General features: G+C 46.1%; 26 protein-coding genes and 2 riboswitches. Of the genes, 23 read left to right on the top strand and 3 right to left on the bottom strand.

Annotated features, from left to right (window positions below; genetic code table 11):
• Positions 1-114: 114 nt before the first annotated feature.
• From OWN49_RS14715 to ribT, 8 genes are all read left to right on the top strand, one after another.
• Positions 115-606 carry a CcdC protein domain-containing protein gene (locus OWN49_RS14715; protein ID WP_070082052.1) on the top strand — a complete coding sequence of 164 codons (492 nt, stop codon included), beginning with the start codon at positions 115-117 and terminating at the stop codon, positions 604-606.
• 80 nt (positions 607-686) lie between these two features.
• Positions 687-1,262 carry a signal peptidase I gene (gene lepB / locus OWN49_RS14710; protein ID WP_077722543.1) on the top strand — a complete coding sequence of 192 codons (576 nt, stop codon included), beginning with the start codon at positions 687-689 and terminating at the stop codon, positions 1,260-1,262.
• Positions 1,263-1,509: 247 nt separating this feature from the next.
• Complete coding sequence (locus OWN49_RS14705; RefSeq protein WP_003153366.1) at positions 1,510-1,854, top strand: hypothetical protein; 345 nt, start codon at positions 1,510-1,512, stop codon at positions 1,852-1,854.
• A gap of 119 nt (positions 1,855-1,973) precedes the next feature.
• A riboswitch (FMN riboswitch) is annotated at positions 1,974-2,120 on the top strand.
• Positions 2,121-2,251: 131 nt separating this feature from the next.
• Positions 2,252-3,367, top strand: coding sequence for a bifunctional diaminohydroxyphosphoribosylaminopyrimidine deaminase/5-amino-6-(5-phosphoribosylamino)uracil reductase RibD (gene ribD, locus OWN49_RS14700; RefSeq protein ID WP_077722542.1), 1,116 nt, complete (start codon positions 2,252-2,254; stop codon positions 3,365-3,367).
• Positions 3,348-3,995, top strand: coding sequence for a riboflavin synthase (gene ribE, locus OWN49_RS14695; RefSeq protein WP_077722541.1), 648 nt, complete (start codon positions 3,348-3,350; stop codon positions 3,993-3,995). The genes ribD and ribE overlap by 20 nt, the downstream gene beginning before the upstream one ends.
• Before the next feature lie 14 nt (positions 3,996-4,009).
• On the top strand, positions 4,010-5,206 hold the full coding sequence (locus tag OWN49_RS14690) for a bifunctional 3,4-dihydroxy-2-butanone-4-phosphate synthase/GTP cyclohydrolase II (protein ID WP_077722540.1): 1,197 nt from the start codon (positions 4,010-4,012) through the stop codon (positions 5,204-5,206).
• 32 nt (positions 5,207-5,238) lie between these two features.
• Entirely contained in the window at positions 5,239-5,703 is a 465-nt protein-coding gene (ribH, locus tag OWN49_RS14685) for a 6,7-dimethyl-8-ribityllumazine synthase (protein ID WP_003153372.1), read from the top strand.
• A 116-nt stretch (positions 5,704-5,819) separates the two neighbouring features.
• Positions 5,820-6,194, top strand: a complete 375-nt coding sequence (gene ribT, locus OWN49_RS14680) for a GNAT family N-acetyltransferase RibT (RefSeq protein ID WP_003153373.1) — start codon at positions 5,820-5,822, stop codon at positions 6,192-6,194.
• A gap of 65 nt (positions 6,195-6,259) precedes the next feature.
• Here ribT and OWN49_RS14675 read toward each other — a convergent pair whose 3' ends face one another.
• Together OWN49_RS14675 and OWN49_RS14670 are read right to left on the bottom strand one after the other, a co-directional pair.
• Entirely contained in the window at positions 6,260-6,781 is a 522-nt protein-coding gene (locus OWN49_RS14675) for a DUF309 domain-containing protein (protein ID WP_077722539.1), read from the bottom strand.
• A gap of 86 nt (positions 6,782-6,867) precedes the next feature.
• Positions 6,868-6,957, bottom strand: a complete 90-nt coding sequence (locus OWN49_RS14670; RefSeq protein ID WP_003153376.1) for a YjcZ family sporulation protein — start codon at positions 6,955-6,957, stop codon at positions 6,868-6,870.
• A 207-nt stretch (positions 6,958-7,164) separates the two neighbouring features.
• On the opposite strand from OWN49_RS14670, the gene OWN49_RS14665 reads away from it, so the two are divergent.
• The 14 genes from OWN49_RS14665 to OWN49_RS14600 all read left to right on the top strand — a co-directional run bounded on the left by OWN49_RS14665 (position 7,165) and on the right by OWN49_RS14600 (position 20,126).
• Positions 7,165-7,920 (top strand): segregation/condensation protein A, encoded by a 756-nt coding sequence (locus OWN49_RS14665; RefSeq protein WP_007409427.1) that lies wholly within the window; start codon positions 7,165-7,167, stop codon positions 7,918-7,920.
• The gene (scpB, locus tag OWN49_RS14660; RefSeq protein ID WP_007409428.1) at positions 7,910-8,503 is read left to right on the top strand and encodes an SMC-Scp complex subunit ScpB; all 594 of its coding nucleotides are present in this window, start codon (positions 7,910-7,912) and stop codon (positions 8,501-8,503) included. Before OWN49_RS14665 ends, scpB begins: the two co-directional genes overlap by 11 nt.
• Positions 8,504-8,592: 89 nt before the next feature.
• On the top strand, positions 8,593-9,078 hold the full coding sequence (locus OWN49_RS14655; protein ID WP_003153380.1) for a DUF3907 family protein: 486 nt from the start codon (positions 8,593-8,595) through the stop codon (positions 9,076-9,078).
• Between the two features lie 112 nt (positions 9,079-9,190).
• Positions 9,191-10,342, top strand: a complete 1,152-nt coding sequence (locus tag OWN49_RS14650; protein ID WP_003153383.1) for a D-alanyl-D-alanine carboxypeptidase family protein — start codon at positions 9,191-9,193, stop codon at positions 10,340-10,342.
• Positions 10,330-10,920 (top strand): nucleoside recognition domain-containing protein, encoded by a 591-nt coding sequence (locus OWN49_RS14645; protein ID WP_003153385.1) that lies wholly within the window; start codon positions 10,330-10,332, stop codon positions 10,918-10,920. Before OWN49_RS14650 ends, OWN49_RS14645 begins: the two co-directional genes overlap by 13 nt.
• A 4-nt stretch (positions 10,921-10,924) precedes the next feature.
• Entirely contained in the window at positions 10,925-11,461 is a 537-nt protein-coding gene (gene spmB / locus OWN49_RS14640) for a spore maturation protein SpmB (protein WP_003153387.1), read from the top strand.
• Positions 11,462-11,554: 93 nt separating this feature from the next.
• A complete protein-coding gene (rluB, locus tag OWN49_RS14635; protein ID WP_015388055.1) occupies positions 11,555-12,289 on the top strand; it encodes a 23S rRNA pseudouridine(2605) synthase RluB in 735 nt (244 codons plus the stop codon).
• An 84-nt stretch (positions 12,290-12,373) separates the two neighbouring features.
• Entirely contained in the window at positions 12,374-12,913 is a 540-nt protein-coding gene (gene resA, locus OWN49_RS14630; protein WP_003153391.1) for a thiol-disulfide oxidoreductase ResA, read from the top strand.
• Positions 12,910-14,538 carry a cytochrome c biogenesis protein ResB gene (gene resB / locus OWN49_RS14625; protein ID WP_176283407.1) on the top strand — a complete coding sequence of 543 codons (1,629 nt, stop codon included), beginning with the start codon at positions 12,910-12,912 and terminating at the stop codon, positions 14,536-14,538. Before resA ends, resB begins: the two co-directional genes overlap by 4 nt.
• An 18-nt stretch (positions 14,539-14,556) precedes the next feature.
• Complete coding sequence (gene ccsB / locus OWN49_RS14620; RefSeq protein ID WP_003153395.1) at positions 14,557-15,732, top strand: c-type cytochrome biogenesis protein CcsB; 1,176 nt, start codon at positions 14,557-14,559, stop codon at positions 15,730-15,732.
• Positions 15,733-15,813: 81 nt separating this feature from the next.
• Positions 15,814-16,536, top strand: a complete 723-nt coding sequence (gene resD / locus OWN49_RS14615) for a DNA-binding response regulator ResD (protein WP_003153397.1) — start codon at positions 15,814-15,816, stop codon at positions 16,534-16,536.
• A complete protein-coding gene (locus OWN49_RS14610; RefSeq protein WP_077722537.1) occupies positions 16,533-18,314 on the top strand; it encodes an ATP-binding protein in 1,782 nt (593 codons plus the stop codon). Before resD ends, OWN49_RS14610 begins: the two co-directional genes overlap by 4 nt.
• Positions 18,315-18,505: 191 nt before the next feature.
• The gene (gene sigX / locus OWN49_RS14605; protein WP_003153399.1) at positions 18,506-19,090 is read left to right on the top strand and encodes an RNA polymerase sigma factor SigX; all 585 of its coding nucleotides are present in this window, start codon (positions 18,506-18,508) and stop codon (positions 19,088-19,090) included.
• Complete coding sequence (locus tag OWN49_RS14600) at positions 19,065-20,126, top strand: sugar dehydratase (RefSeq protein ID WP_077722536.1); 1,062 nt, start codon at positions 19,065-19,067, stop codon at positions 20,124-20,126. The genes sigX and OWN49_RS14600 overlap by 26 nt, the downstream gene beginning before the upstream one ends.
• Positions 20,127-20,172: 46 nt before the next feature.
• Here the strand turns inward: OWN49_RS14600 and serA are convergent, their stop codons facing one another.
• Positions 20,173-21,756, bottom strand: a complete 1,584-nt coding sequence (gene serA, locus OWN49_RS14595; RefSeq protein WP_176283406.1) for a phosphoglycerate dehydrogenase — start codon at positions 21,754-21,756, stop codon at positions 20,173-20,175.
• Positions 21,757-21,961: 205 nt separating this feature from the next.
• Positions 21,962-22,096, top strand: a riboswitch (FMN riboswitch).
• A 146-nt stretch (positions 22,097-22,242) separates the two neighbouring features.
• Between serA and OWN49_RS14590 the strand changes: the two genes are divergently transcribed.
• Complete coding sequence (locus OWN49_RS14590) at positions 22,243-22,815, top strand: ECF transporter S component (protein ID WP_003153402.1); 573 nt, start codon at positions 22,243-22,245, stop codon at positions 22,813-22,815.
• Positions 22,816-22,896 lie beyond the last annotated feature (81 nt).

Below are 22,896 nucleotides of genomic sequence, written 5' to 3'. Positions count from 1 at the left end.
TATGTATATGAAAATTCTCATGTGTAAATCATGAAAAAATACATATATGAACATCGGTGATCATTCTGGTATAGTGAAAAAGACCGATTACAACAATGAAAAGAGGTAGAAACGTTGGTTCAATTGGCAACCGTTTTATTTGTCATTATCATTCTCGCACTTATGATTTGGTTCAGGGTGAAAAAGGGAAACAGGCCGATTAAAGGCGGCGGCTTCGGCATCATTCTCCCGCTTTTGATTATCGCCGTCATTTTCACATTCAGTATCAGCCAGCTCATGAATATCCCGGGAAAGCCGTTTCATTTTCCCGCTCTTTGGGAGCTCGCCATCGCCGGACTGTTAGGCGCGGTATTCGGTGTCATCATGCTGTCGCAAACCGCCTATGAAATCCGGGAAGACGGCTTTGTCTACTCCAAGCGGAATAAAAACTTTAAATATGTCATTATCGCGATTATTGCGATCCGTATCGCGCTCAGCCAATATTTCAAAAACATTGACGCGGCGGAATTCGCCGTTTTAACAATGGAGCTTGCTTTTGTGTATTTGTGCATTTGGCGGATCGGAAGCTTCGTGAAATACCGTAAAATCAGCAGATCCGGCTTATAAAATGAAAAAAATGGATGGGGTGCGGGGCTTATTTGCCCTCTGTGCAGGGATTCATGGTAAAATAAAAACGACCATGGCTAATGGGAGGAAATCACTTGAAATCAGAAAAAGAAAAAACTTCTAAAAAAAGCACCGTACTTGATTGGGCGAAAGCCATTATCATCGCTGTCGTTCTGGCACTGCTCATCCGAAACTTTTTATTTGCCCCTTATCTCGTTGATGGAAGATCAATGGATCCGACGCTGCATGACCGCGAGAGAATCTTTGTGAATATGACGGTCAAATACATAAGCGACTTCAAACGCGGCCAGATCGTCGTGCTGAACGGAGAAAATGAGCACTATGTCAAACGGATTATCGGACTTCCCGGCGACACGGTGCAAATGAAAAACGATCAGCTGTATATCAACGGCAAAAAAGTGTCCGAACCGTATTTAGCGGCAAACAAGAACAAGGCGAAGCAAGACGGCTATGACCGGCTGACAGAAGACTTCGGCCCGGTGAAAGTGCCGGACGACAAATATTTCGTCATGGGTGATAACCGCAGAGAATCTATGGACAGCCGCAACGGCCTCGGTCTTTTTACGAAAAAACAAATAGCGGGCACATCAAAATTCGTCTTCTTCCCGTTTAACGAAATTCGCAAGACGAAATAAACCGTACAGGCAGTTTTCTTCATGAGAAAACTGCTTTTTTTATATAAATTTATCTCTCCACCCTCAAAAACAGAACATAAATTCGTATATCTATTTAATAGATAGAAAGTTTTACAGATACATGAAACATCTTCCCTTTATGAAACGTTATATGAATAACTCACGCAGGGAAGAACGGTTTTCTATTCATGAAAAAAAGGAATATGACATAGTAATGAATAGATTGATACGGGCTGGAGGTAGAAAAATGGGAAGAATTAAAACAAAAGCAGCCATTTTACTTGTACTGCTGCTGTTATTAGCGGGCGGTTATATGGTCATAAACGATATTGAACTGAAAGACGTGCCGACTGCAATCGGACAAACCCTGTCCCAGGAAAAAGAAGAATATACAGTCAAAACATATAAAATTACGAAAATCGAAGGAACTGAGTATCACGGTACGGCAGCGAACGGCACAAAAATTATTTTTAACGGCGACAAGCTGAAGCAGGATCTCTCCGATGTGAAAAAAGGTGATAAGATTAAAGCGTATTTCAGCAAATCAAACCGGATTGACGGCTTATTGAAGGTCGTCAAAGTGAACGAATAAATAAAGACGCCTTTTATGGGAAAAGGGCGCTTTTTATTTTTCTGAATAATGAGGTGCAAATTCATTGCGCCTGCCGCAAAGGATGTTATAATAGCGGATAAGGACAAAAAAATATTGATTGTATCCTTCGGGGCTGGGTGAAAATCCCGACCGGCGGTAATAAGGCGCTTTGCGCTTTACAGCCCGTGACCCGTATGCATCTGTATACGGTGGATTCAGTGAAAAGCTGAAGCCGACAGTGAAAGTCTGGATGGGAGAAGGATGAGAGAAGCTATGCAAAAAATAAACTTGCTGTATAGTCTTATTTCCTATGGATTAAAACTGGCAAAGCCCCGAACTGTGTAAACATTCGGGGCTTTTTTGACGCCAAATTGCGTGGAAGAAGGGAGGGATAACGATGGATGAATATTATATGAATACGGCAATAGAACTTGCCAGACGCGGTGAAGGACAGACACAGTCCAATCCTCTTGTAGGCGCTGTCGTCGTCAAAAACGGACAGATCGTCGGAATGGGCGCCCATTTGCAATACGGAGAAGCGCATGCCGAGGTTCACGCGATTAATATGGCCGGCAGACACGCAAAAGGCGCCGATTTGTATGTGACGCTGGAGCCTTGCAGCCATTACGGAAAAACACCGCCATGCGCCGAACTGATAATAAAGTCGGGGATAAAAAGGGTGTTCATTGCTGTGAAAGATCCGAATCCGCTTGTAGCCGGAAAAGGCATCGGAATGCTGGAAGCAGCGGGCATCGAAGTGAAAACCGGACTTCTCAGGCAGCAGGCAGAAGAGCTGAATAAAATGTTTCTTCACTTCATGCGGACCGGACTTCCGTATGTCACCTTGAAAGCGGCCGCGAGCCTTGACGGGAAAACAGCGACCGAAACCGGTGAAAGCAAATGGATTACATCAGAGGCGGCAAGGCTTGATGCCCAGCAATACAGGAAATCGCACCAAAGCATTCTTGTCGGAGCAGGCACAGTCAAAGCCGATAATCCGAGCCTGACCTGCAGGCTTCCTGATGCGGTGAAGCAGCCGGTCAGAGTGATTCTCGATACAAAGCTGACCATTCCTGAAACGGCAAATGTGCTCACTGACGGCGCTGCGCCGACATGGATATTTACGGCCAAAGGTGCAGACGTGCAAAAGAAAGACCGGCTGACCGCACTCGGAATAAAAGTTTTTCCGCTGGAAACAGACCGCATTCACATCCCCGAGGTGCTCAGTATTCTCGCTGAAAACGGAATAATGTCCGTTTATGTGGAAGGCGGAGCATCCGTACACGGAAGTTTTGTCAAGGAAGGCTGTTTCCAAGAGCTTCATTTCTATTTCGCCCCTAAATTAATCGGAGGAACGCTTGCTCCCAGCTTGATCTCCGGTGAAGGTTTTCAATCAATGAAAGATGTCCCCCATTTGCAATTCACACAAATCACCCAAATCGGGCCGGATATAAAACTGACGGCCATACCTAAAGATGGAAAGGATGGTGACGATGTTTACAGGAATCGTTGAAGAAACAGGCACGATCCAAGCAATCAAAAAGACAGGCCTTTCCATGGCATTAACCATCACCGCTTCAAAAGTGACAAGTGATGTGAAACTTGGCGACAGCATTGCGGTAAACGGCATCTGCCTGACCGTAACCGGATTTTCTGACAATCAATTTACGGTTGATGTTATGCCGGAAACAGTGAAAGCCACTTCGCTGAACGGCTTGTCAAAAGGCAGTAAAGTAAACCTGGAAAGAGCGATGTCCGCCAACGGACGGTTCGGCGGCCACTTTGTATCAGGGCATGTGGACGGAACGGCGGAAATTACGCGGATCGAGAAAAAAAGCAACGCGGTCTATTACGATTTAAAACTTTCGCCGGAATTGACAAAAACGCTCGTATTGAAAGGTTCAATTACGGTAGACGGCGTGAGCCTGACGATTTTCGGTCTATCAGACGAAAGCGTGACGGTATCCATCATTCCGCATACCATCTCAGAAACGATTTTTCACACGAAAACAGTCGGATCGACCGTAAATATTGAGTGTGACATGATCGGCAAATACTTATACCGCTTTTTGCACAAAACAGAACAAAAGAAAAGCAATCAAACTATCACGGAAGCCTTTTTAAGCGAGAACGGCTTTTAGAAAGGAAGATCGATATGTTTCATCCGATAGAAGAGGCGTTAGAGGCGCTGAAAAAAGGTGAAGTCATCATTGTTGTCGATGATGAAGACAGAGAAAACGAAGGAGATTTCGTAGCGCTGGCTGAGCATGCCACGCCTGAAGTGGTGAATTTTATGGCGACCCATGGGAGAGGTCTGATCTGCACGCCGCTGTCTGAAGACATCGCCGGCCGGCTGGATCTTCACCCGATGGTCGATCATAATACGGACTCACATGAGACCGCGTTTACGGTCAGTATTGACCACAGGCTGACAAAAACAGGCATCAGCGCTCAAGAACGTTCTTTTACGATTCAGGCGCTGTTGAACGAGGAATCTGTGTCTGACGATTTTCAGCGTCCGGGCCACATTTTCCCCTTAATCGCAAAAAAAGGAGGCGTCCTGAAGCGGGCGGGCCATACGGAAGCAGCCGTTGACCTTGCAAAAGCCTGCGGTTCTCAGGGAGCGGGCGTCATTTGTGAAATTATGAATGAAGACGGCACAATGGCCAGAGTGCCGGAGTTAGCCGAAATCGCCGAACGCCACCAGCTGAAAATGATTACGATAAAAGACTTAATAGAGTACCGTTACAACATTACGACACTTGTGAACAGAGAAGTTGATATTACGCTGCCGACTGACTTCGGCACGTTTAGAGTTTACGGATATACAAACGAGGTTGACGGAAAAGAACATCTCGCCTTTGTCATGGGGGATGTCCCGTTTAACAGCGAACCCGTTCTTGTCAGAGTGCACTCAGAATGCCTGACGGGCGATGTGTTTGCATCCCATCGCTGTGATTGCGGACCTCAGCTTCATGCCGCGCTTGCGCAAATTGCTGAAGAAGGCCGCGGCGTTCTATTGTATTTGCGCCAGGAAGGCAGAGGAATCGGTTTAATCAATAAGCTGAAGGCGTACCGATTGCAGGAACAAGGGTACGACACGGTTGAAGCGAACGAAGCGCTCGGCTTTCTGCCTGATCTGCGCAACTACGGCATCGGCGCCCAGATTCTCCGCGACTTAGGGGTTCAGCATATGAAACTTTTAACCAATAACCCCCGGAAAATCGCCGGCCTCGAAGGATACGGTCTCAGCATTTCAGAACGGGTGCCGCTTCAAATGGAAGCGAGTAAGCATAACAAACAGTATTTACAGACCAAAATGAAAAAACTTGGACATCTGCTTCATTTCTAAAAACAAATCTCACAAAAAAGGATGGATAACATATGAATATCATACAAGGAAACCTAGTAGGAACAGGACTTAAAATCGGAATCGTCGTCGGCAGATTTAATGAATTTATAACGAGCAAGCTGTTAAGCGGAGCGGAAGACACGCTGCTTCGCCACGGTGTAGAATCAAACGACATTGACGTCGCTTGGGTGCCGGGAGCGTTTGAAATCCCGTTTGCGGCAAAGAAAATGGCGGAAACGAAAAAATACGATGCCGTCATTACGCTCGGCACGGTTATCAGAGGAGCGACAACGCATTATGACTATGTCTGCAATGAAGCGGCAAAAGGCATCGCCCAGGCGGGAACGGCGACGGGCGTCCCGGTTATCTTCGGCATCGTGACGACTGAAACCATTGAGCAGGCCATCGAACGAGCCGGAACAAAAGCTGGAAATAAGGGAGCAGATTGCGCAGTATCTGCCATTGAAATGGCAAATTTAAACCGCTCATTTGAATAATTTGTTGAAAAGCGTTTAAAACCGCGGCGAAAATGATATAATGTGAGAAAACGGATCGCCTTTATGTATCCGTTTGATAGGACATGAATGGACATTTTGGATATAGAGGGGTTTTTATGTTAATTCGTTATAAAAAATCGTTTGAAAAGATTGCGATGGGTCTTCTGTCATTTATGCCGAATGAAAAAGATCTCAAGCAGCTTCAGCAGACAATAAAGGACTATGAAACGGATACTGGCCGCCAGCTCTTTCTTTGGAAAGAGGATGAAGATATCGTCGGAGCGATCGGAGTCGAAAAAAAGGACTCAGAGGTTGAAATCCGGCATATCAGCGTGAATCCTTCTCACCGCCATCAAGGAATCGGAAAGCAAATGATGGACGCCTTAAAACGTCTGTTCAAAACGGAGGCACTCGTTCCGAATGAATTAACGCAAAGCTTTTTTGAACGCTGTCAACATCAAAAAGATCAGGATATCTCATATAATAACTGACAAATGCTCCCGGAATCTTCACGGTTTCGGGAGCTGTTTTGATATAGAAAAAGCAGGGCTGACCGTCAGCCTCTGCTTTTTTTTCTTCTCTCCATTTCCCGTTCGCGTTCCTTAATGACATCCGTCCTGTCCCGCAGGCGGTGTTTATGAATAAGAAAGGTATCTGATACGCCGTCTTGCCCCCATGTATAACCCTTTTGGCGGCATTCGGCAAGACATGCTTCTTTCAGGGCTTCATCTGTAATCGGAAGCATAACACTTCTGTAAGGCAGGCCCGCTTCTATATCGTCTGACAGCGTTTCTATCAGCTCAATCAGCTTCGGATGGCTGAGCCCGAGAGAACAGACCGCCTGCTTTTCAGACCGCAGAATACGTAAGCTGTTGGCAATCAGCCGTTTCGCCCCGGCTTCATTTCCCCTGCGCTGGTGATACAGAGCGACGGCAAGCTGAATCAGGCCGACCCAATGAATGCTCCGCTTTTCAGCCGGGCTTTCTTTCCAATGTTCCTCTAACAGTTCATGACACTCAAAATAATCTCTTGATGCGTGAAATTCGGCCAAAAAGCCGATATAAGCTTTAGGATACAAGCCGCTTCCTCCTTTTATGCTAAAACCAGTGTACCACAGCGCTATGAAAAGGAAAAAGAGCGGCTTGGTGTCTGAAGCCTGAGGAACTAGCAGATGTAAGATGCTCCTACGACAACGAGCAAAATAAACAGAACGACAATTAATGCAAAACCTCCGCCGAAACAAGCTCCGCTCATGTGAAATCAGCCTCCCTTTGTTTCAAGTTTACACGGCTATCATATGTGCATCCGCCTTTAAAGGTATAGGCGTATATCTTCTTTTTCAGTATTTTCTAAATAACGGAGGACGTGTATAAAAGTATTGGACGAGAGCATTTCGGTGGATTATACTAAAGGGTAGCCAGTTTTTCCGGCAATGAGAGTGATACTGAAAATGGTGAGATAATGGTAGAATATCAAGTGAAAATTGATACGTTTGAAGGCCCACTGGACCTGCTGCTTCATCTGATTAACCGTCTTGAAATCGACATATACGACATACCCGTGGCAACCATTACTGAACAATATTTATTATATGTACATACAATGCAAGAGCTTGAACTTGATGTCGCCAGTGAATATCTGGTCATGGCGGCGACGCTTCTCAGCATTAAAAGCAGAATGCTGCTTCCGAAACAAGAGGAAGAGCTGTTTGAAGACGAAATGCTTGAAGAAGAAGACCCTCGGGACGAGCTGATTGAAAAGCTGATTGAGTATAGAAAGTATAAAACCGCTGCGAAGGATTTAAAAGAGCGGGAAGAAGAAAGACAAAAGTCATTTACAAAGCCGCCGAGTGATTTAAGTGAGTATGCAAAAGAAATCAAACAGACCGAGCAGAAACTGTCGGTGACCGTTTATGACATGATCGGCGCGTTTCAAAAGGTGCTTCAGCGTAAAAAAATCACGCGGCCGAAAGAAACGACCATTACAAGACAGGAAATACCGATTGAAGACAGAATGAACGAAATCGTTAAAAGCTTAAAAACGGCGGGGAGAAGAATAAACTTCACGGAGCTTTTTCCTTCTCGGCAAAAAGACCATCTCGTCGTGACGTTTTTAGCAGTCCTGGAACTGATGAAAAATCAGCAGATTATCATTGAACAGGAAGAAAACTTTTCAGATATATACATTACGGGGAGTGAATCCATTCATGGCGCTTGATATCGTGAATTGGAAAGCGATTGTGGAAGCCCTGCTGTATGCGGCGGGTGATGAAGGGCTGACCAAAAAGCAATTGGTGACGGTGCTTGAAATAGAAGAAGCGGAACTGGCCGGAATCATGGAAGAAGTGGCCGCTCAGTACAAGGAAGACGACAGAGGCATCGAGCTTACCGAATATGCGGATACGTATATGCTTGGAACGAAAAAAGAATTCGTGCCTTATTTGAAAAAACTAATCGAAGTGCCGTCAAAAGGGCTGTCACAGGCTTCTTTGGAAGTGCTGGCGATCGTTTCGTACAAGCAGCCGATCACACGGGCGGAAATTGAAGATATCCGGGGCGTGAAGTCTGAGCGGATTCTGCACAGCCTCGTGTCAAAAGCGTTGCTGTGTGAGGTGGGCCGCGCCGACGGTCCCGGCCGGGCGATTTTATACGGCACGACACCGGTATTTCTTGAACAATTCGGCTTAAAAACATTGGAGGAGCTCCCGCCGCTTCCTGAAAATGCGGAGGAGGACGTTCTCCAGGAGGAAGCCGATTTATTCTTTGAAAACTTCAACCAAACTTTTGAGGATATTAAATAATAACCGTTTTTCATCATACGATAGTAGGGAAAGGCCATTGATGAATGACGCAAATGACGACGTACAAGAGAGGAAGGAAACGGACGGAAATGGGAAATTCGATTGTGAGGGCCCATACTGAAGAAACTGGTGAATTTTTAGCCGAGGTTGTCACGATGGTCAGCAGCTATTTAAATCATACAACATTGCCGGAGATGCGGGCTCAAGGAGAGGCGGATGAGGCATACTGCCGCGACGTGCTCAGTGTGCTGAGGAGGATGACCGTCTTTTGCGAAGGCGCCCAGGAAGCCTGCCGGCGGCTCTTAATGCAGGAGCCGTTTCATGAGGTGAGAGCGGAAAAAACGCTGTATAAAGTGTATCATCAGTGCGTGGAAGAGTTTTTCATGCCGAAAAAGGATACATGGTACGAAAACAGCCGCGCCGCTTATACAGGCCAAAGCGCGATTGAATTCTACCAGCAAGTGCCGGACTCGCTGCGGAGCCTTCTGCTTTCGCTCAGCAGTGAATTTCTGCGCATGCGGGAAGAATTGGCGCAATATGAAGCATCAGGCTCAAATATGGCATCAGTCAGATAAAAACTCTTCCTTTTGGGAGAGTTTTTTTATGTGAAAGTGATGCAATTGGTATTCATAAGTCATGGACAGGCGCATAAACTTGTACAAACCCACAACAAGGACGTGAGCATTCATGCGCTTTCTCAAAAAAGCTGCCGTATTTCTTTTGACTTTTGTTATTCTTTTTTCCATTACAGACGGCAATACGGCACATGCCCAAATACATGTCAGCGCAAAAAGCGCGATTATTATCGACGGAGCATCTGGCAGGGTGTTATTCGCCAAGGATGAACATCATAAGCGGCGGATTGCAAGCATTACGAAAATCATGACGGCGGTGCTGGCGATTGAATCAGGGAAGATGGAAGAGACCGTGACGGTTTCCCCGAATGCCGTAAAAACGGAAGGCTCAGCCATTTATCTTCAGCCGGGACAAAAAGTAAAGCTGAAAGATCTCGTTTACGGGCTTATGCTGAGATCAGGAAATGACGCCGCTGCGGCAATAGCGGAATATGTCGGCGGAAGCCTTGACGGTTTTGTATTTATGATGAACAAAAAAGCCGAGCAAATCGGGATGGAAAATACAAAATTTCAAAATCCGCACGGGCTGGACGACCATGAAAATTTATATTCTACGGCGTATGACATGGCGCTTTTGACTAAATACGCGATGAAAATCAAGGAATACCGGACCGTTTCAGGCACAAAAGTGTATAAGGCGGAAACGATGGACCGGGTATGGAAAAATAAAAACAAGCTTCTGACTGGGCTCTACCGTTACAGCACAGGCGGAAAAACGGGTTACACAAAAATCGCGAAACGGACGCTCGTTTCGACGGCTTCAAAAGACGGAACGGATCTCATCGCGGTCACCATAAATGATCCGGATGACTGGGATGACCATATGAATATGTTTAATTATGTCTTTGAGCACTATAAAACCTATGTCGTCGCTAAAAAAGGCGGCATCCCGAAGCTGAAAAAGACGTTTTACGGAAAACACGCTTTTATTGCCCGGGATGTCAAATATTTATTAAAAGAGGATGAAATCGACGATGTAAAAATCCGCACAACCTTAATAAAACCGAAAAAAGCCTGGAAAAAGGACGCCTCTCTCATTCCTGATGTCGTCGGCCGGATGACTGTTATGCATGATGGGAAAGTGATCGCCAAGATTCCCGTCTATTATGAAAACGAGCGCCATAAAAAACCGAAAAAGCATTTCATTGAGACGTTTACGAGCCTGTTTATGAGCGCGGCGGGCGGTTCGTCATGGTCAATTTAATCTGGGTATGTCTGACGGTAATCGGACTTGTCTTTGCGATGTTTAACGGTACCTTGCAGGATGTGAATGAAGCTGTTTTTAAAGGAGCGAAAGAAGCGGTTACGATCTCGTTCGGATTAATGAGCGTCCTCGTCTTCTGGCTCGGCCTGATGAAAATAGCCGAGCAGTCCGGCCTTTTGGATATATTCAGCAGAATGTGCCGCCCGTTTATCTCTAAGCTGTTTCCCGATATTCCCCCTGATCATCCGGCGATGGGATACATCTTATCAAATCTCATGGCAAACTTTTTCGGACTGGGAAATGCGGCGACACCGCTCGGTATTAAAGCCATGGAGCAGATGAAAAAGCTGAATGGAGGTAAGTCTGAGGCCAGCCGTTCCATGATCACCTTTTTGGCGGTAAATACTTCGAGTATTACATTGATACCGACAACCGTCATTGCCGTGCGCATGGCTTATTCGGCGAAATCACCGACCGATATCGTCGGGCCGACCATCTTAGCGACTTTAATTTCGGGAATCGGCGCGATTTTCATTGACCGCTACTTCTGGTACCGCCGCAAAAGAAAAGGGAGGTAAGCGAATGGAAATGGTGAATTGGCTGTCTTTAGCCATGATTCCGATTATTATCGCCGGTATATTGATATACGGCACGATCAAAAAAGTGCCGACGTATGAATCATTCGTTGAAGGCGGAAAAGAAGGAATTGAGATTGCGTTTTCCATCATTCCGTATTTGGTCGGGATGCTGGTGGCGATTACCGTATTCCGGGCCTCAGGCGCGCTGGATTTTGTCATGGGGCTGTGCAAGCCTTTCTTTACAGCGCTCGGCATTCCCGCAGAAGTCGTGCCGCTTGCTCTGATCCGCCCGATTTCGGGGACGGCGGCGCTCGGCATGACGACAGATCTGATCGCCGTGTACGGGCCTGATTCATTTATCGGCAGACTGGCCTCGGTCATGCAGGGATCGACTGACACGACGCTGTATGTCCTGACGGTGTATTTCGGGGCGGTCGGCATCAAAAAAATGGGGGATGCTTTAAAGGTTGGTCTTCTTGCTGATCTGATCGGGGTGGTTGCATCAATCATCATAGTTACGTTATTATTTGGAAGCGCCTGAAATCAGGCGCTTTTTATATATCAGAATAACTCTCCTTGAAAAAGCTTGTTTGTTCAAGGGGAAAAAAGTAAGATTATACTTGAGGTGAACGACATGGAAAGACTGCAAAAAGTTATTGCTCATGCCGGCGTGGCATCACGCAGAAAGGCAGAAGAGCTGATAAAAGAAGGAAAAGTAAAGGTGAATGGAAAAGTAATAACAGAGCTCGGCGTAAAAGTGACCGGTTCTGATCAGATTGAAGTAAACGGATTAAAGGTGGAGCGGGAAGAACCCGTGTACTTTCTGCTTTATAAACCGAGAGGAGTGATCTCAGCAGCTGATGACGACAAAGGGCGGAAAGTGGTGACCGACTTTTTCAAAGAAGTGCCGCAGCGCATTTATCCGATCGGCAGGCTTGATTATGATACGAGCGGACTTTTATTGCTGACAAATGACGGCGAGTTTGCCAACAAACTCATGCATCCGAAATACGAAATTGATAAGACGTACGTCGCCAAAGTGAAGGGGATTCCTTCCAAGGAACTTCTGAGAAAGCTTGAGCGCGGCATTCAGCTTGAAGAAGGCAAGACAGCGCCGGCCAGAGCGAAAATGCTTTCCCTGGACAAAAGAAAGCAGACGAGCATTATTCAGCTGACGATTCATGAAGGCCGAAACAGACAGGTCCGCCGCATGTTTGAGGCGATCGGTCATGACGTGCTGAAACTCAAACGTGAAGAATACGCATTTTTAGATTTAAGAGGTCTGCGCACAGGAGACGCAAGAGAATTGACGCCGCATGAGGTGAAAAGGCTGCGGGCTTTAGCTGAACACGGTAAAAACGCTTTCTAATTTTCACATAACCTTCAAAAATTACAAAACGTGTAGATGATATAATTGAATGGATTTGCAGACAGGGGAGGGGAGCAGTGTACAATGAACAAAAAACGGCGGCGTTTATTCATTCGGACCGGCATCCTTCTCATCTTACTCTGCGCGCTCGGATATACCATCTATAATGCCGTTTACACAAACGGAGAGCGTATATCTGAGGGGTCCAAAGCCCCGAATTTCGCGCTGAAAGATACAGAGGGCAGACTCATAGAACTGAGTCAGTTAAAAGGGAAAGGTGTTTTTCTGAATTTCTGGGGAACGTGGTGTGAGCCGTGCAAGCAGGAATTTCCCTACATGGAGAATCAATACAAGCATTTTAAAGACCTCGGTGTCGAGGTGGTTGCGGTAAATGTCGGCGAATCAAAAATTGCAGTACATAATTTTATGAAAACATACGGCGTCAATTTCCCGGTTGCGCTCGATACTGACCGGCAAGTGCTGGACGCGTACGGCGTATCACCTATTCCGACGACATTTTTGATCAATCCCGACGGAAAAGTCGTGAAAGTGGTGACCGGCACGATGACAGAACGCATGGTTCATGACTATATGAATTTAATTAAGCCGGAGGCGTCTTCATGAAAAAGGTCAAATGTGAATGCGGGCACGTGAATCCAGCCGGGACGGTTTTGTGCGAGTCGTGCGGGAAGCCGCTTGATGAACAAAAATCACCGCTTGCCGATATGCGGTACGACGGCAGCGCAAGGCGTTCGCAAACATATAACAAAACAATCGTAGATAAGGTATGGAACTTCTTTTCTTCCGTAAAAGTCGGAATATGGCTGATCGTCATTACTCTGGCGGCGTCTGCTTTCGGCACGGTTTTTCCGCAGGAAGCTTATCTGCCGCCGGGTGCCCAGCCGGATACATATTATGAACAGCAGTACGGCATAATCGGCCAACTGTATTATTTGCTGGGGTTTCATCACCTGTACGGCTCATGGTGGTATATGCTCCTGATCGCATCCATTGGCATATCACTGGTCATCTGCAGCCTGGATCGGGTGATTCCTTTGTACAGGGCGCTGAAAAATCAAGGAGTACGGCGGAATCCGGTCTTTTTGAAGAGGCAGCGTCTATACAGCCGGACAGAAACCGAGCTGAGCGGGGATACGGCTGATGGCCTCAGAACACGATTGAAAAAAAAGCATTATAGAGTGCGAGAACAAGAGGGAAGCATCCTGGCGGAAAAAGGCCGTTTTTCAAGGTGGGGACCCTATGTCAATCATATCGGCCTGATCATTTTTCTGATCGGAGCCATGCTGAGATTTGTACCCGGTATGTATGTCGATGAAACGCTCTGGGTCCGTGAAGGCGAAACCGCCCAGATCCCCGGTACTGACGGCAAATATTACTTAAAAAACAACCGGTTCACGATGCAGACATATAACAAAGACACTGAGAAAAAAGTATTCGCCGACGCCATTGACAGAGCCGGAAACGGCAAAGTCGCCAAATCTTTCACAACGGACGCGGTTTTGTACAAGAGGGAAGGCGACATTGTATTCGGTGAAAAGCCGAAGCTTAAAAGAGTCAAAGAAAACAATATCCGCGTCAATGAACCGCTGCGCTTTGACTCCTATTCTGTGTATCAGGTGGATTATAAAGAAAACCAGCTCGATCAGATGGTATTTCAGCTGATCGACCAAAAAACAAAACAGTCATTCGGCAAACTGAAGATCAATCTTCTTGATCCCGACACGGACTACGATCTTGGTAACGGTTACAAAGTGCAGATCGCCAGTTATCTTCCTGATTTTTATTTTAACAAGGACGGAGAACCGAGCACGAAAACGAAGGTTCCTAACAATCCGGCTTTTGTCTTTAAAATCACGGCTCCCGACAAGCCGAAAGGGGAGAAAAGTTTTGTTGCGATTCAGCAGACTGTTGAAGGTTCCGAAAGTAACAAGTACAAATTAAAATTCGACCATGTGGAAACGAAAAACATTACAGGACTCACTGTCAGAAAAGACTTAACCTTATGGGTGCTTGCCGTCGGCGGCGCGATCTTTATGATCGGCGTCATTCAAGGGATGTACTGGCAGCACAGAAGGATCTGGATCAAAACAGGTGATCATGAAGTGCTTGTGGCGGGACATACGAACAAAAACTGGTTCGGTCTGAAAAAGGATATCGAATTTGTTCTTAGCGGGACCGGGATTCAAGAGCCGGCCGATCAAAAAGAATTGGCCAAAAATCAGGCCTAGTGAAAAAGGAGTGGTGTCATGGCGGAGCTGAGTGCAAATTTTCTTTATGCTGCCTTTTTGATTTATTTAATTGCCGTCCCGGTTTTCGGCGGCGCCATCCGGGGAACAAAAGGTGCGAAGGACGGTAAGGGCCGCTGGTCGGCTATCGGAATCACGTTAACCATTTTCGGATTTCTTTGTCATCTCGGCTATTTCATTGCGAGATGGTCGGCAAGCGGACATGCGCCTGTCAGCAATATGTTTGAATTTACGACGTCATTCGGCATGATGCTTGTTCTCGCTTTTATTATTATTTACTTTATTTACAGACTGCCTTCATTAGGCATGTTCACATTGTCTATCGCGCTTTTGCTTATCGCATATGCAAGCATGTTTCCGACAGACATCACGCCGCTTATTCCGTCACTGCAGAGCAATTGGCTGTACATTCACGTCACGACGGCTGCGCTCGGGCAGGCGATTCTTGCGATCAGTTTTGTAGCCGGCGTCATTTTCCTGTTAAAGCATGTCGACCAATCCAGACCGGGCAAAAAAACGTTCTGGCTTGAAGTCATCATGTTTATACTCGTGACGACCGTGGCATTTATCGCCGTCACGTCGGCATTCCGGCTGGCGGATTACAAAGCAGAATTTAATTGGGTGGATAAAAAAGAGGCTAAAAGCGTGATGATATATGATATGCCTGCGCTTGTCGGTCCGCATGACGGAGAACTGCTTACGGAAGGCGCAATGAAGCCGCTTATTGAGCTTCCGGCCATTTTTTCGGGCAGAAAGGTCAATACGGTGATCTGGTCGTTTGGCGCAGGTCTCGTTTTATACGGGGCGCTCAGGCTGATATTCAGAAAGAGAATCAGCGCTCTTATAAGCCCGCTCGTCAAAAATGTGAATCTGGACTTGGTCGATGAAGTCGGCTACCGCGCTGTTTCCATCGGTTTTCCGGTATTCACACTCGGCGCGCTTGTGTTTGCGATGATTTGGGCGCAGCTTGCATGGACGCGTTTTTGGGGCTGGGACCCGAAGGAAGTATGGGCGCTGATCACCTTTTTATTTTACGCAGCGTATTTGCACTTGCGGCTGTCAAGAGGCTGGCATGGCGAAAAGTCCGCGTGGCTTGCCGTCATCGGCTTCGCCATTATTATGTTTAACTTAATTTTTGTGAATCTTGTGCTTGCCGGACTTCATTCGTACGCATAGATGCAAAAAGCCGATACAGTTCTCAAGCTGCCGCACAGTTTGTTAAAATGAAAGTAACAGAAGGAAAGCAGGGGGAAAACGATGGATCAAACAAATGAAACTAAAATATTAGTAGTAGATGATGAAGCCAGAATTCGACGCCTTTTAAGAATGTACCTTGAACGGGAAAACTATGTGATTGAAGAAGCGGAAAACGGAGACGAGGCCATTAAAATGGGGCTGGCATCAGATTATGATCTGGTGCTCTTGGATTTAATGATGCCGGGAACGGACGGAATAGAAGTATGCCGGCAGCTCAGAGAAAAAAAAGCGACCCCGATTATCATGCTGACGGCAAAAGGGGAAGAAGCCAACCGCGTCCAGGGATTTGAAGCAGGTACGGACGATTATATCGTCAAGCCTTTCAGCCCGAGAGAAGTGGTGCTTCGGGTAAAGGCGCTTTTAAGAAGGGCTTCCCAAACATCTTATCTGACAGCCAATACCCCGACAAAAAATGTGCTCGTCTTTTCGCATCTATCCATTGATCACGATGCTCACAGGGTGACTGCGGACGGCACGGAGGTGAGCCTGACGCCGAAGGAATATGAACTGCTGTACTTCCTGGCGAAAACACCGGACAAAGTGTACGACAGGGAAAAGCTTTTAAAAGAAGTGTGGCAGTATGAATTTTTCGGAGACCTCAGAACGGTGGACACTCATGTCAAACGGCTCCGTGAAAAATTAAACAAAGTGTCCCCGGGAGCGGCAAAAAAAATCGTCACCGTCTGGGGAGTCGGATACAAATTTGAGGTAGGCGCTGAATGAAGTTTTGGAAAAGCGTAGTAGGAAAGCTTTGGTTTACCATTCTTTCACTCGTGTTAATTGTTTTATTTATTTTAACGGTGCTGCTTCTGGAATTTATAGAAAATTACCATGTTGAAGAAGCGGAAAAAGATTTAACGCAGCTTGCCGATAAAATTGCGGTCATAATAGAAAATCATGAAGACCAGCCGCTTGCCAGATCCATCACGTGGGAACTGGCGGACAATTTAACGAGCATCGCGATCATTCAGGATGATAAGCATGTCTGGTATTCGCCCAATGACGATAATCATTTATCCTCTATTACATTAGAGCAGATTAAACATGACCGGGATCTGCACAAGGCGCTGACAGACCGCAATAAAGTAAGCAAACGCGCGGTCCCCAAAAATGCCGGTTCGGATAACGAACGGCTGATCGTCGGAGTGCCGTATGAAAAAGACGGCAAAAAAGGCATGGTCTTTTTATCCCAATCGCTGCTTGCCGTCAAAGATACGACGAAACATACGACACGCTATATTTTTCTTGCGGCGGGCATTGCCATCGTCTTGACAACGTTTTTCGCGTTCTTTTTATCCAGCAGGGTGACATATCCTCTTCGGAAAATGCGGGAAGGCGCCCAAGACTTGGCGAAAGGAAAGTTTGATACAAAAATTCCGATTCTGACCCAAGATGAAATCGGGGAACTGGCCATTGCCTTTAATCAGATGGGACGGCAGCTCAATTTCCATATTAACGCGCTAAATCAGGAAAAAGAACAGCTGTCCAATATTTTAAGCAGTATGGCAGACGGGGTCATCACCATTAATATCGACGGCACCATTTTGGTGACCAACCCGCCGGCCGAACGTTTTCTGCAGGCATGGTATTATGAGCAGAACATGAACATTAAAGAAGGAGACAACCTTCCCCCTGAAGCAAAAGAGCTATTTCAAAATGCAGTGAACACGGAAAAAGAGCAAATGATTGAAATGACGCTTCAAGGAAGGTCATGGGTTTTATTGATGTCGCCTCTTTATGCGGAATCACACGTCCGCGGCGCCGTGGCCGTGCTCCGTGATATGACCGAAGAGCGCAGGCTGGATAAATTGCGTGAAGACTTCATTGCCAATGTCAGTCATGAGCTCAGAACCCCGATTTCTATGCTGCAGGGATACAGTGAAGCAATAGTGGACGACATTGCAAGCACCGAAGAGGAGAAAAAAGAAATCGCGCAGATCATTTATGATGAATCTCTTCGCATGGGCCGGCTTGTCAATGATTTGCTGGATTTGGCCAGAATGGAATCCGGACATACGGGCCTGCGCTATGAAACGGTAAACCTGTATGAATTTCTGGAGAAGATCTCCCGCAAATTTTCCGGGCTAGCGAAGGAAAAAGGCGTTTCGCTCACAGAGGACATCTCGGTGTCTCAGCCGGAGTGTGTCTTTGACGAAGACAAAATGGAACAGGTGTTTACCAACCTTATAGATAATGCGCTGCGCCATACGGAGTCAGGCGGAAGCGTTCATATCGCGGCTCAGACCGTAAAAGACGGACTGAAAATCGATATCAAAGATTCCGGCTCGGGAATACCGGAAGAGGATCTGCCTTTTATTTTTGAACGTTTTTATAAAGCGGACAAAGCAAGAACAAGAGGCAGGGCGGGGACCGGACTCGGACTCGCCATCGTAAAAAATATCGTGGAAGCCCACGGCGGCTCAATTGCGGTTCACAGCAGCATCGACAAAGGGACGACGTTTACATTTTATATTCCGACAAAAGTGCAGGATGACGTCTGAAATTGACGAACAATCTTGTTCCATACGAAACACCACGCATGTTCTGCGGGTGTTTTTTGTTTGTTTCTCCTTTAAAAATTTAAGAATATGTTAATATAAATTCCCTTCCAAATTCCAGTTTCTCGTAATATAGTTGTAATGTAACTTTTCAACGCATTTTTACGACAAAAAAGTGAACGGAGGGGTTTCCCATGGAAGAAACCTTTCAGATATTATACGATGCATACCATCAAGATTTATATCAATTTTTATTTTATATGGTAAAAGATAAGTCGCAGGCTGAAGATTTGACGCAGGAAGTGTATATCCGCGTCTTGAATTCCTATCATACATTTGAAGGAAGAAGCAGTGAAAAAACATGGCTGTTGTCCATCGCACGCCATGTGGCGATTGACTGGTTCCGCAAGCAGCAGACGATCAGACAGCGTATTATGGGTACGTTTGATTGGGATACACAAGATGTCAGAGATCAGCATTTGCTTCCGGACGAACTCGCCGTACAGCATGAAAATGTCCGGGAAATTTATACCGCGCTTGATCATTGCACCATTGATCAAAGAGCTGTTATTATCTTGAGATTTATTCAGGGATATTCCATTCAGGAAACAGCCGCCGCTCTCCGCTTCTCGGAAAGCAAAGTCAAAACGACCCAACACAGAGGGCTCAAAATACTTCGGAAACAGATGGAGCTTTTGAGGGAGGAGCTAATGGATGATGAAGTCATATTGGAACGAAGAAAGAGTAGAGGAGTTGTTAAGACAACTTCCGGCGGTTAGAGATCATCGTTCACCCGAGGCCATTTACCGGAATATTGAAACGGGTAAACCGTACAGGAAAAAACCGGCCCGAAGCTGGATCGGCCCCGCCGCAGCCGGCATCTGCGCATTGTGCATCGCTCTGATTATTTCTCCTCACCTGATGACAAACAAATCTGCCGGTGATCTTACAGCTGACAGCGGTCAAGCTGAAAAAGCCAGTCAGTCAGCTGCTGTCAAGCCGGATCAGAAGACGTTTGTCGTTTCTAACGAAAACAAAAACAATTACATTACTTTGGCGTTTGCCGATTCAGATACATCCGCCGTCATTCCGGTCAGTTTTGAAAAAAAGAAGCCTGACGAATCGGTTTCAGAGGCATTATCTGATGCAGAAAACTTAGAAGTGCCCGAATCTTTCCTTTCTGTGCCGAACCTTTTGGACGGTGTGCAGGTAACGGCGGATAAGAAGGATTTGCTTGTGCAGGTAAACGGACGTCTTTCTATCGAATCAGCTGCCGATGCTGACTTATTGAAAAAGATGCTGAAAGAGACTTTGACATGGAGTCCTTACGAGCGGATTAAATTGAAAAAGGTTCAAAACGGAGCCGGACAGGATTTTTATAAATCTTACGGCATTTCCGCTGAGATGTCCGTACATAAACAGACGAACCGGGCGTATTTTTCTTACAGCGACAGTCTGGGACAAGAGTATCTCATCCCGTCTGAACAAACCTATTATTCAGTATATCAGGCTATTGACGGGATGAAGACAACAGACGGAGGCTCACAGACCGCGAGCATTATAGAAGCAGATGCGATTGCATCGGTATCGGAAAAGGAAGACGGCGAGCAGCTGCGAATCCAATTGTCTGAAAAACATAAAGTTGAAGATTCGCTGGAAGGCATTTTAATGATCGAAGGACTTTTGTTAACCGCGAAGGAATTCGGTTATTCTGAGGTGCTGTTCACACATGCACACGCAAAGAAAATCGGTAATTATGATGTGACAAAACCAATTGCTGTGCCTGCCGCGCCTAATCCGCTTCCGACCCATTAAACGTAAAAAAACCCAAAACATTCATATGTTTTGGGTTTTTTTACGTTTAATGGGTCGGAAGGTCAATCAGTTTAACGGAAACAATATCCTGAACTGAAGTCAGCTCATTGACGACTTTATCATCTAAATGTTTATCAAAAGAAAGCATCATAATGGCTTCTCCGCCTTTTTCTTTACGGCCTACCTGCATGGTAGCGATATTGATATCGTTATCGCCGAGGATGCGTCCGACGCGTCCGATTACACCAGTCGTATCCTGGTGCTGGATATAAACGAGGTGGCCGGCAGGATTTAAGTCAATATTAAAGCCGTTCAGTTCAACGATTCGTTCACCGAAGTGAGGGATATACGTAGCCGTTAACGTAAATGTGCTCCGGTCTCCGGTTACTTTTACGCTGATGCAGTTATCATATCCTGATTCATTTGAGGAAATCTTCTCGCTGAAGCTGATACCGCGTTCTTTTGCTACACCGCCGGCGTTCACTTCATTGACCGTTGAGTCTACACGCGGTTTTAAGAAACCGGACAGCAGGCTTTTTGTAATAAATGATGTTTCAAGTTTGGCGATGGTGCCTTCATATTGAATCGCAACATCTTTGACGGGTTCCTTCATACATTGTGACACGAGACTTCCGATTTTATCGGCAATTTGGTGATAAGGCTGGATTTTTTTGAATTCATCTTTTGTCATCGCAGGCAGGTTGATCGCTGACATGACAGGCAGACCTTTTGCAAACTGCAGCACTTCTTCAGAAACCTGTGCCGCGACATTCAGCTGTGCTTCTTTCGTTGAAGCGCCTAAGTGAGGTGTGGCGATCACCAGCGGATGGTCGGGAAGCTTTGATTCAACTGGCGGTTCCACTTCAAACACGTCAAGGGCAGCGCCTGCGACATGGCCGCTTTCCAGCGCTTCCAAAAGCGCCGCTTCATCAATAATGCCGCCTCTTGCGCAGTTGATAAGACGGACGCCTTTTTTCGTTTTGGCAATGGTTTCTTTGTTAAGCAGTCCCTTTGTTTCCTTTGTTAAAGGCGTGTGGACGGTAATGATATCTGCGCTTTCAAGCACTTCTTCGAATGTCCGGCTGTTTACGCCGATTTTGCCGGCTCTCTCTTCGGTTAAGAAAGGATCGAATACATGAACCGTCATACCGAACGCTCTGGCGCGCTGGGCAATCTCGCTTCCGATCCGGCCCAGACCGACAATGCCTAAAGTCTTTCCGTAGAGCTCCGCTCCGACAAAAGCCGTCCGGTTCCATTCTCTTGATTTTACTGAGATATTGGCTTGCGGGATGTGTCTCATTAATGAAGAAATCATCGCGAATGTATGCTCTGCCGTTGAAATGGTGTTTCCATTCGGCGCGTTTATCACGATAACTCCATGTTTTGTGGCCTCATCAATGTCGATGTTGTCTACGCCGACACCGGCTCTGCCGACGATTTTTAAAGAAGTCATCTTTTTAAACAATTCTTCGGTTACTTTTGTGGCACTGCGGACTAACAGGGCATCAAAGGTATGTAATTCATCTTCTGCATCCGCGACGTTTTTTTGAACAATTTCTATAAAGTCTGATTCCATCAGCGGCTTTAAGCCGTCATTGCTCATCTTATCTGAGACCAAAACTCGAAACATTGTTAGATTTCCTCCTAGTTTAGCTGACTAAATATCTGATAATTTATCATATTCTTAATAGAGTGTCAATGTGTATTGACGCAGTAAAGGAGAAAAGGAAGCCGATAATTCAGTTAAAATGGGCTTCATCAATATTTTATATAAAATTGAGCAGTTCTCTATACAATTACAATTTGATCATATATAATGTGAATAAATTCATAAGATCAATCTTCGGGGCAGGGTGAAATTCCCTACCGGCGGTGATGAGCATCACGCTCTAAGCCCGCGAGCTGCTTCGGCGGCAGGATCCGGTGAGATTCCGGAGCCGACAGTATAGTCTGGATGGGAGAAGATGGAGGTTCAGCAGACGTTTTGATGCTTATATCAAACGTTTCTTTGCCAAGCCTTAGTAAGCTCCCGCTTTTTAACAAAAGCGGTTTTTTTATTGGGGCGCAAAGAACCTTTCCACTTTTCGAGAGATTTGATCGAAAAGGAGAGAGCATTGTGAAAGTAAAAAAATTAGTTGTCATCAGTATGCTTAGCAGTATTGCGTTTGTGCTTATGCTGTTAAATTTCCCGTTTCCGGGGCTGCCGGATTACTTGAAAATTGATTTCAGTGACGTTCCTGCAATTATCGCCATTTTGGTTTACGGGCCTGCGGCGGGGATTGCGGTTGAAGCGATTAAAAATATTCTGCAGTATATCATTCAAGGAAGCATGGCCGGCGTGCCTGTCGGGCAGGCAGCCAATTTTATCGCGGGAACGCTGTTTATTCTGCCGACGGCGTTTATGTTTAAAAAGCTTAATTCTGCAAAAGGGCTTGCAGTGAGCCTGCTGGCCGGAACCGCGGCGATGACCGTGCTGATGAGTATTTTGAACTATATTCTTATCCTGCCCGCGTATACTTGGTTTTTACATTCACCGGCATTGTCAAACAGCCAGTTGAAAACGGCGGTTGTCGCAGGAATTCTGCCGTTTAACATTGTAAAAGGCATTATCATCACCATCGTCTTTACGTTCATCTTTACGAAGCTGAAACCTTGGATTGAACAAAAACGCAGCATCCAAACACAATAAAGGCTTAAAGCGTCCGCTCTGTGAAGAACAGCCGGGCGCTTTTTTTGTTTGTGCTGATCGGCAAAAAAATAAGACTCCGGC

The sequence above is a fragment of the Bacillus sp. NEAU-242-2 genome (assembly GCF_027853835.1).
Classification (GTDB): domain Bacteria; phylum Bacillota; class Bacilli; order Bacillales; family Bacillaceae; genus Bacillus; species Bacillus velezensis.
Note: the sequence above shows the minus strand (reverse complement) of the source record. Positions and strands in the feature narration are given on the sequence as shown.

Bases quoted from the DNA above. Each gene is read 5' to 3' on its own strand.
- lepB (WP_077722543.1), top strand. From the start codon at position 687: ATGGGAGGAAATCACTTGAAATCAGAAAAAGAAAAAACTTCTAAAAAA.
- OWN49_RS14705 (WP_003153366.1), top strand. From the start codon at position 1,510: ATGGGAAGAATTAAAACAAAAGCAGCCATTTTACTTGTACTGCTGCTG.
- ribD (WP_077722542.1), top strand. From the start codon at position 2,252: ATGGATGAATATTATATGAATACGGCAATAGAACTTGCCAGACGCGGT.
- ribE (WP_077722541.1), top strand. From the start codon at position 3,348: ATGTTTACAGGAATCGTTGAAGAAACAGGCACGATCCAAGCAATCAAA.
- OWN49_RS14690 (WP_077722540.1), top strand. From the start codon at position 4,010: ATGTTTCATCCGATAGAAGAGGCGTTAGAGGCGCTGAAAAAAGGTGAA.
- ribH (WP_003153372.1), top strand. From the start codon at position 5,239: ATGAATATCATACAAGGAAACCTAGTAGGAACAGGACTTAAAATCGGA.
- ribT (WP_003153373.1), top strand. From the start codon at position 5,820: ATGTTAATTCGTTATAAAAAATCGTTTGAAAAGATTGCGATGGGTCTT.
- OWN49_RS14670 (WP_003153376.1), bottom strand. From the start codon at position 6,957: ATGAGCGGAGCTTGTTTCGGCGGAGGTTTTGCATTAATTGTCGTTCTG.
- OWN49_RS14665 (WP_007409427.1), top strand. From the start codon at position 7,165: ATGGTAGAATATCAAGTGAAAATTGATACGTTTGAAGGCCCACTGGAC.
- scpB (WP_007409428.1), top strand. From the start codon at position 7,910: ATGGCGCTTGATATCGTGAATTGGAAAGCGATTGTGGAAGCCCTGCTG.
- OWN49_RS14655 (WP_003153380.1), top strand. From the start codon at position 8,593: ATGGGAAATTCGATTGTGAGGGCCCATACTGAAGAAACTGGTGAATTT.
- OWN49_RS14650 (WP_003153383.1), top strand. From the start codon at position 9,191: ATGCGCTTTCTCAAAAAAGCTGCCGTATTTCTTTTGACTTTTGTTATT.
- OWN49_RS14645 (WP_003153385.1), top strand. From the start codon at position 10,330: ATGGTCAATTTAATCTGGGTATGTCTGACGGTAATCGGACTTGTCTTT.
- spmB (WP_003153387.1), top strand. From the start codon at position 10,925: ATGGAAATGGTGAATTGGCTGTCTTTAGCCATGATTCCGATTATTATC.
- rluB (WP_015388055.1), top strand. From the start codon at position 11,555: ATGGAAAGACTGCAAAAAGTTATTGCTCATGCCGGCGTGGCATCACGC.
- resA (WP_003153391.1), top strand. From the start codon at position 12,374: ATGAACAAAAAACGGCGGCGTTTATTCATTCGGACCGGCATCCTTCTC.
- resB (WP_176283407.1), top strand. From the start codon at position 12,910: ATGAAAAAGGTCAAATGTGAATGCGGGCACGTGAATCCAGCCGGGACG.
- ccsB (WP_003153395.1), top strand. From the start codon at position 14,557: ATGGCGGAGCTGAGTGCAAATTTTCTTTATGCTGCCTTTTTGATTTAT.
- resD (WP_003153397.1), top strand. From the start codon at position 15,814: ATGGATCAAACAAATGAAACTAAAATATTAGTAGTAGATGATGAAGCC.
- OWN49_RS14610 (WP_077722537.1), top strand. From the start codon at position 16,533: ATGAAGTTTTGGAAAAGCGTAGTAGGAAAGCTTTGGTTTACCATTCTT.
- sigX (WP_003153399.1), top strand. From the start codon at position 18,506: ATGGAAGAAACCTTTCAGATATTATACGATGCATACCATCAAGATTTA.
- serA (WP_176283406.1), bottom strand. From the start codon at position 21,756: ATGTTTCGAGTTTTGGTCTCAGATAAGATGAGCAATGACGGCTTAAAG.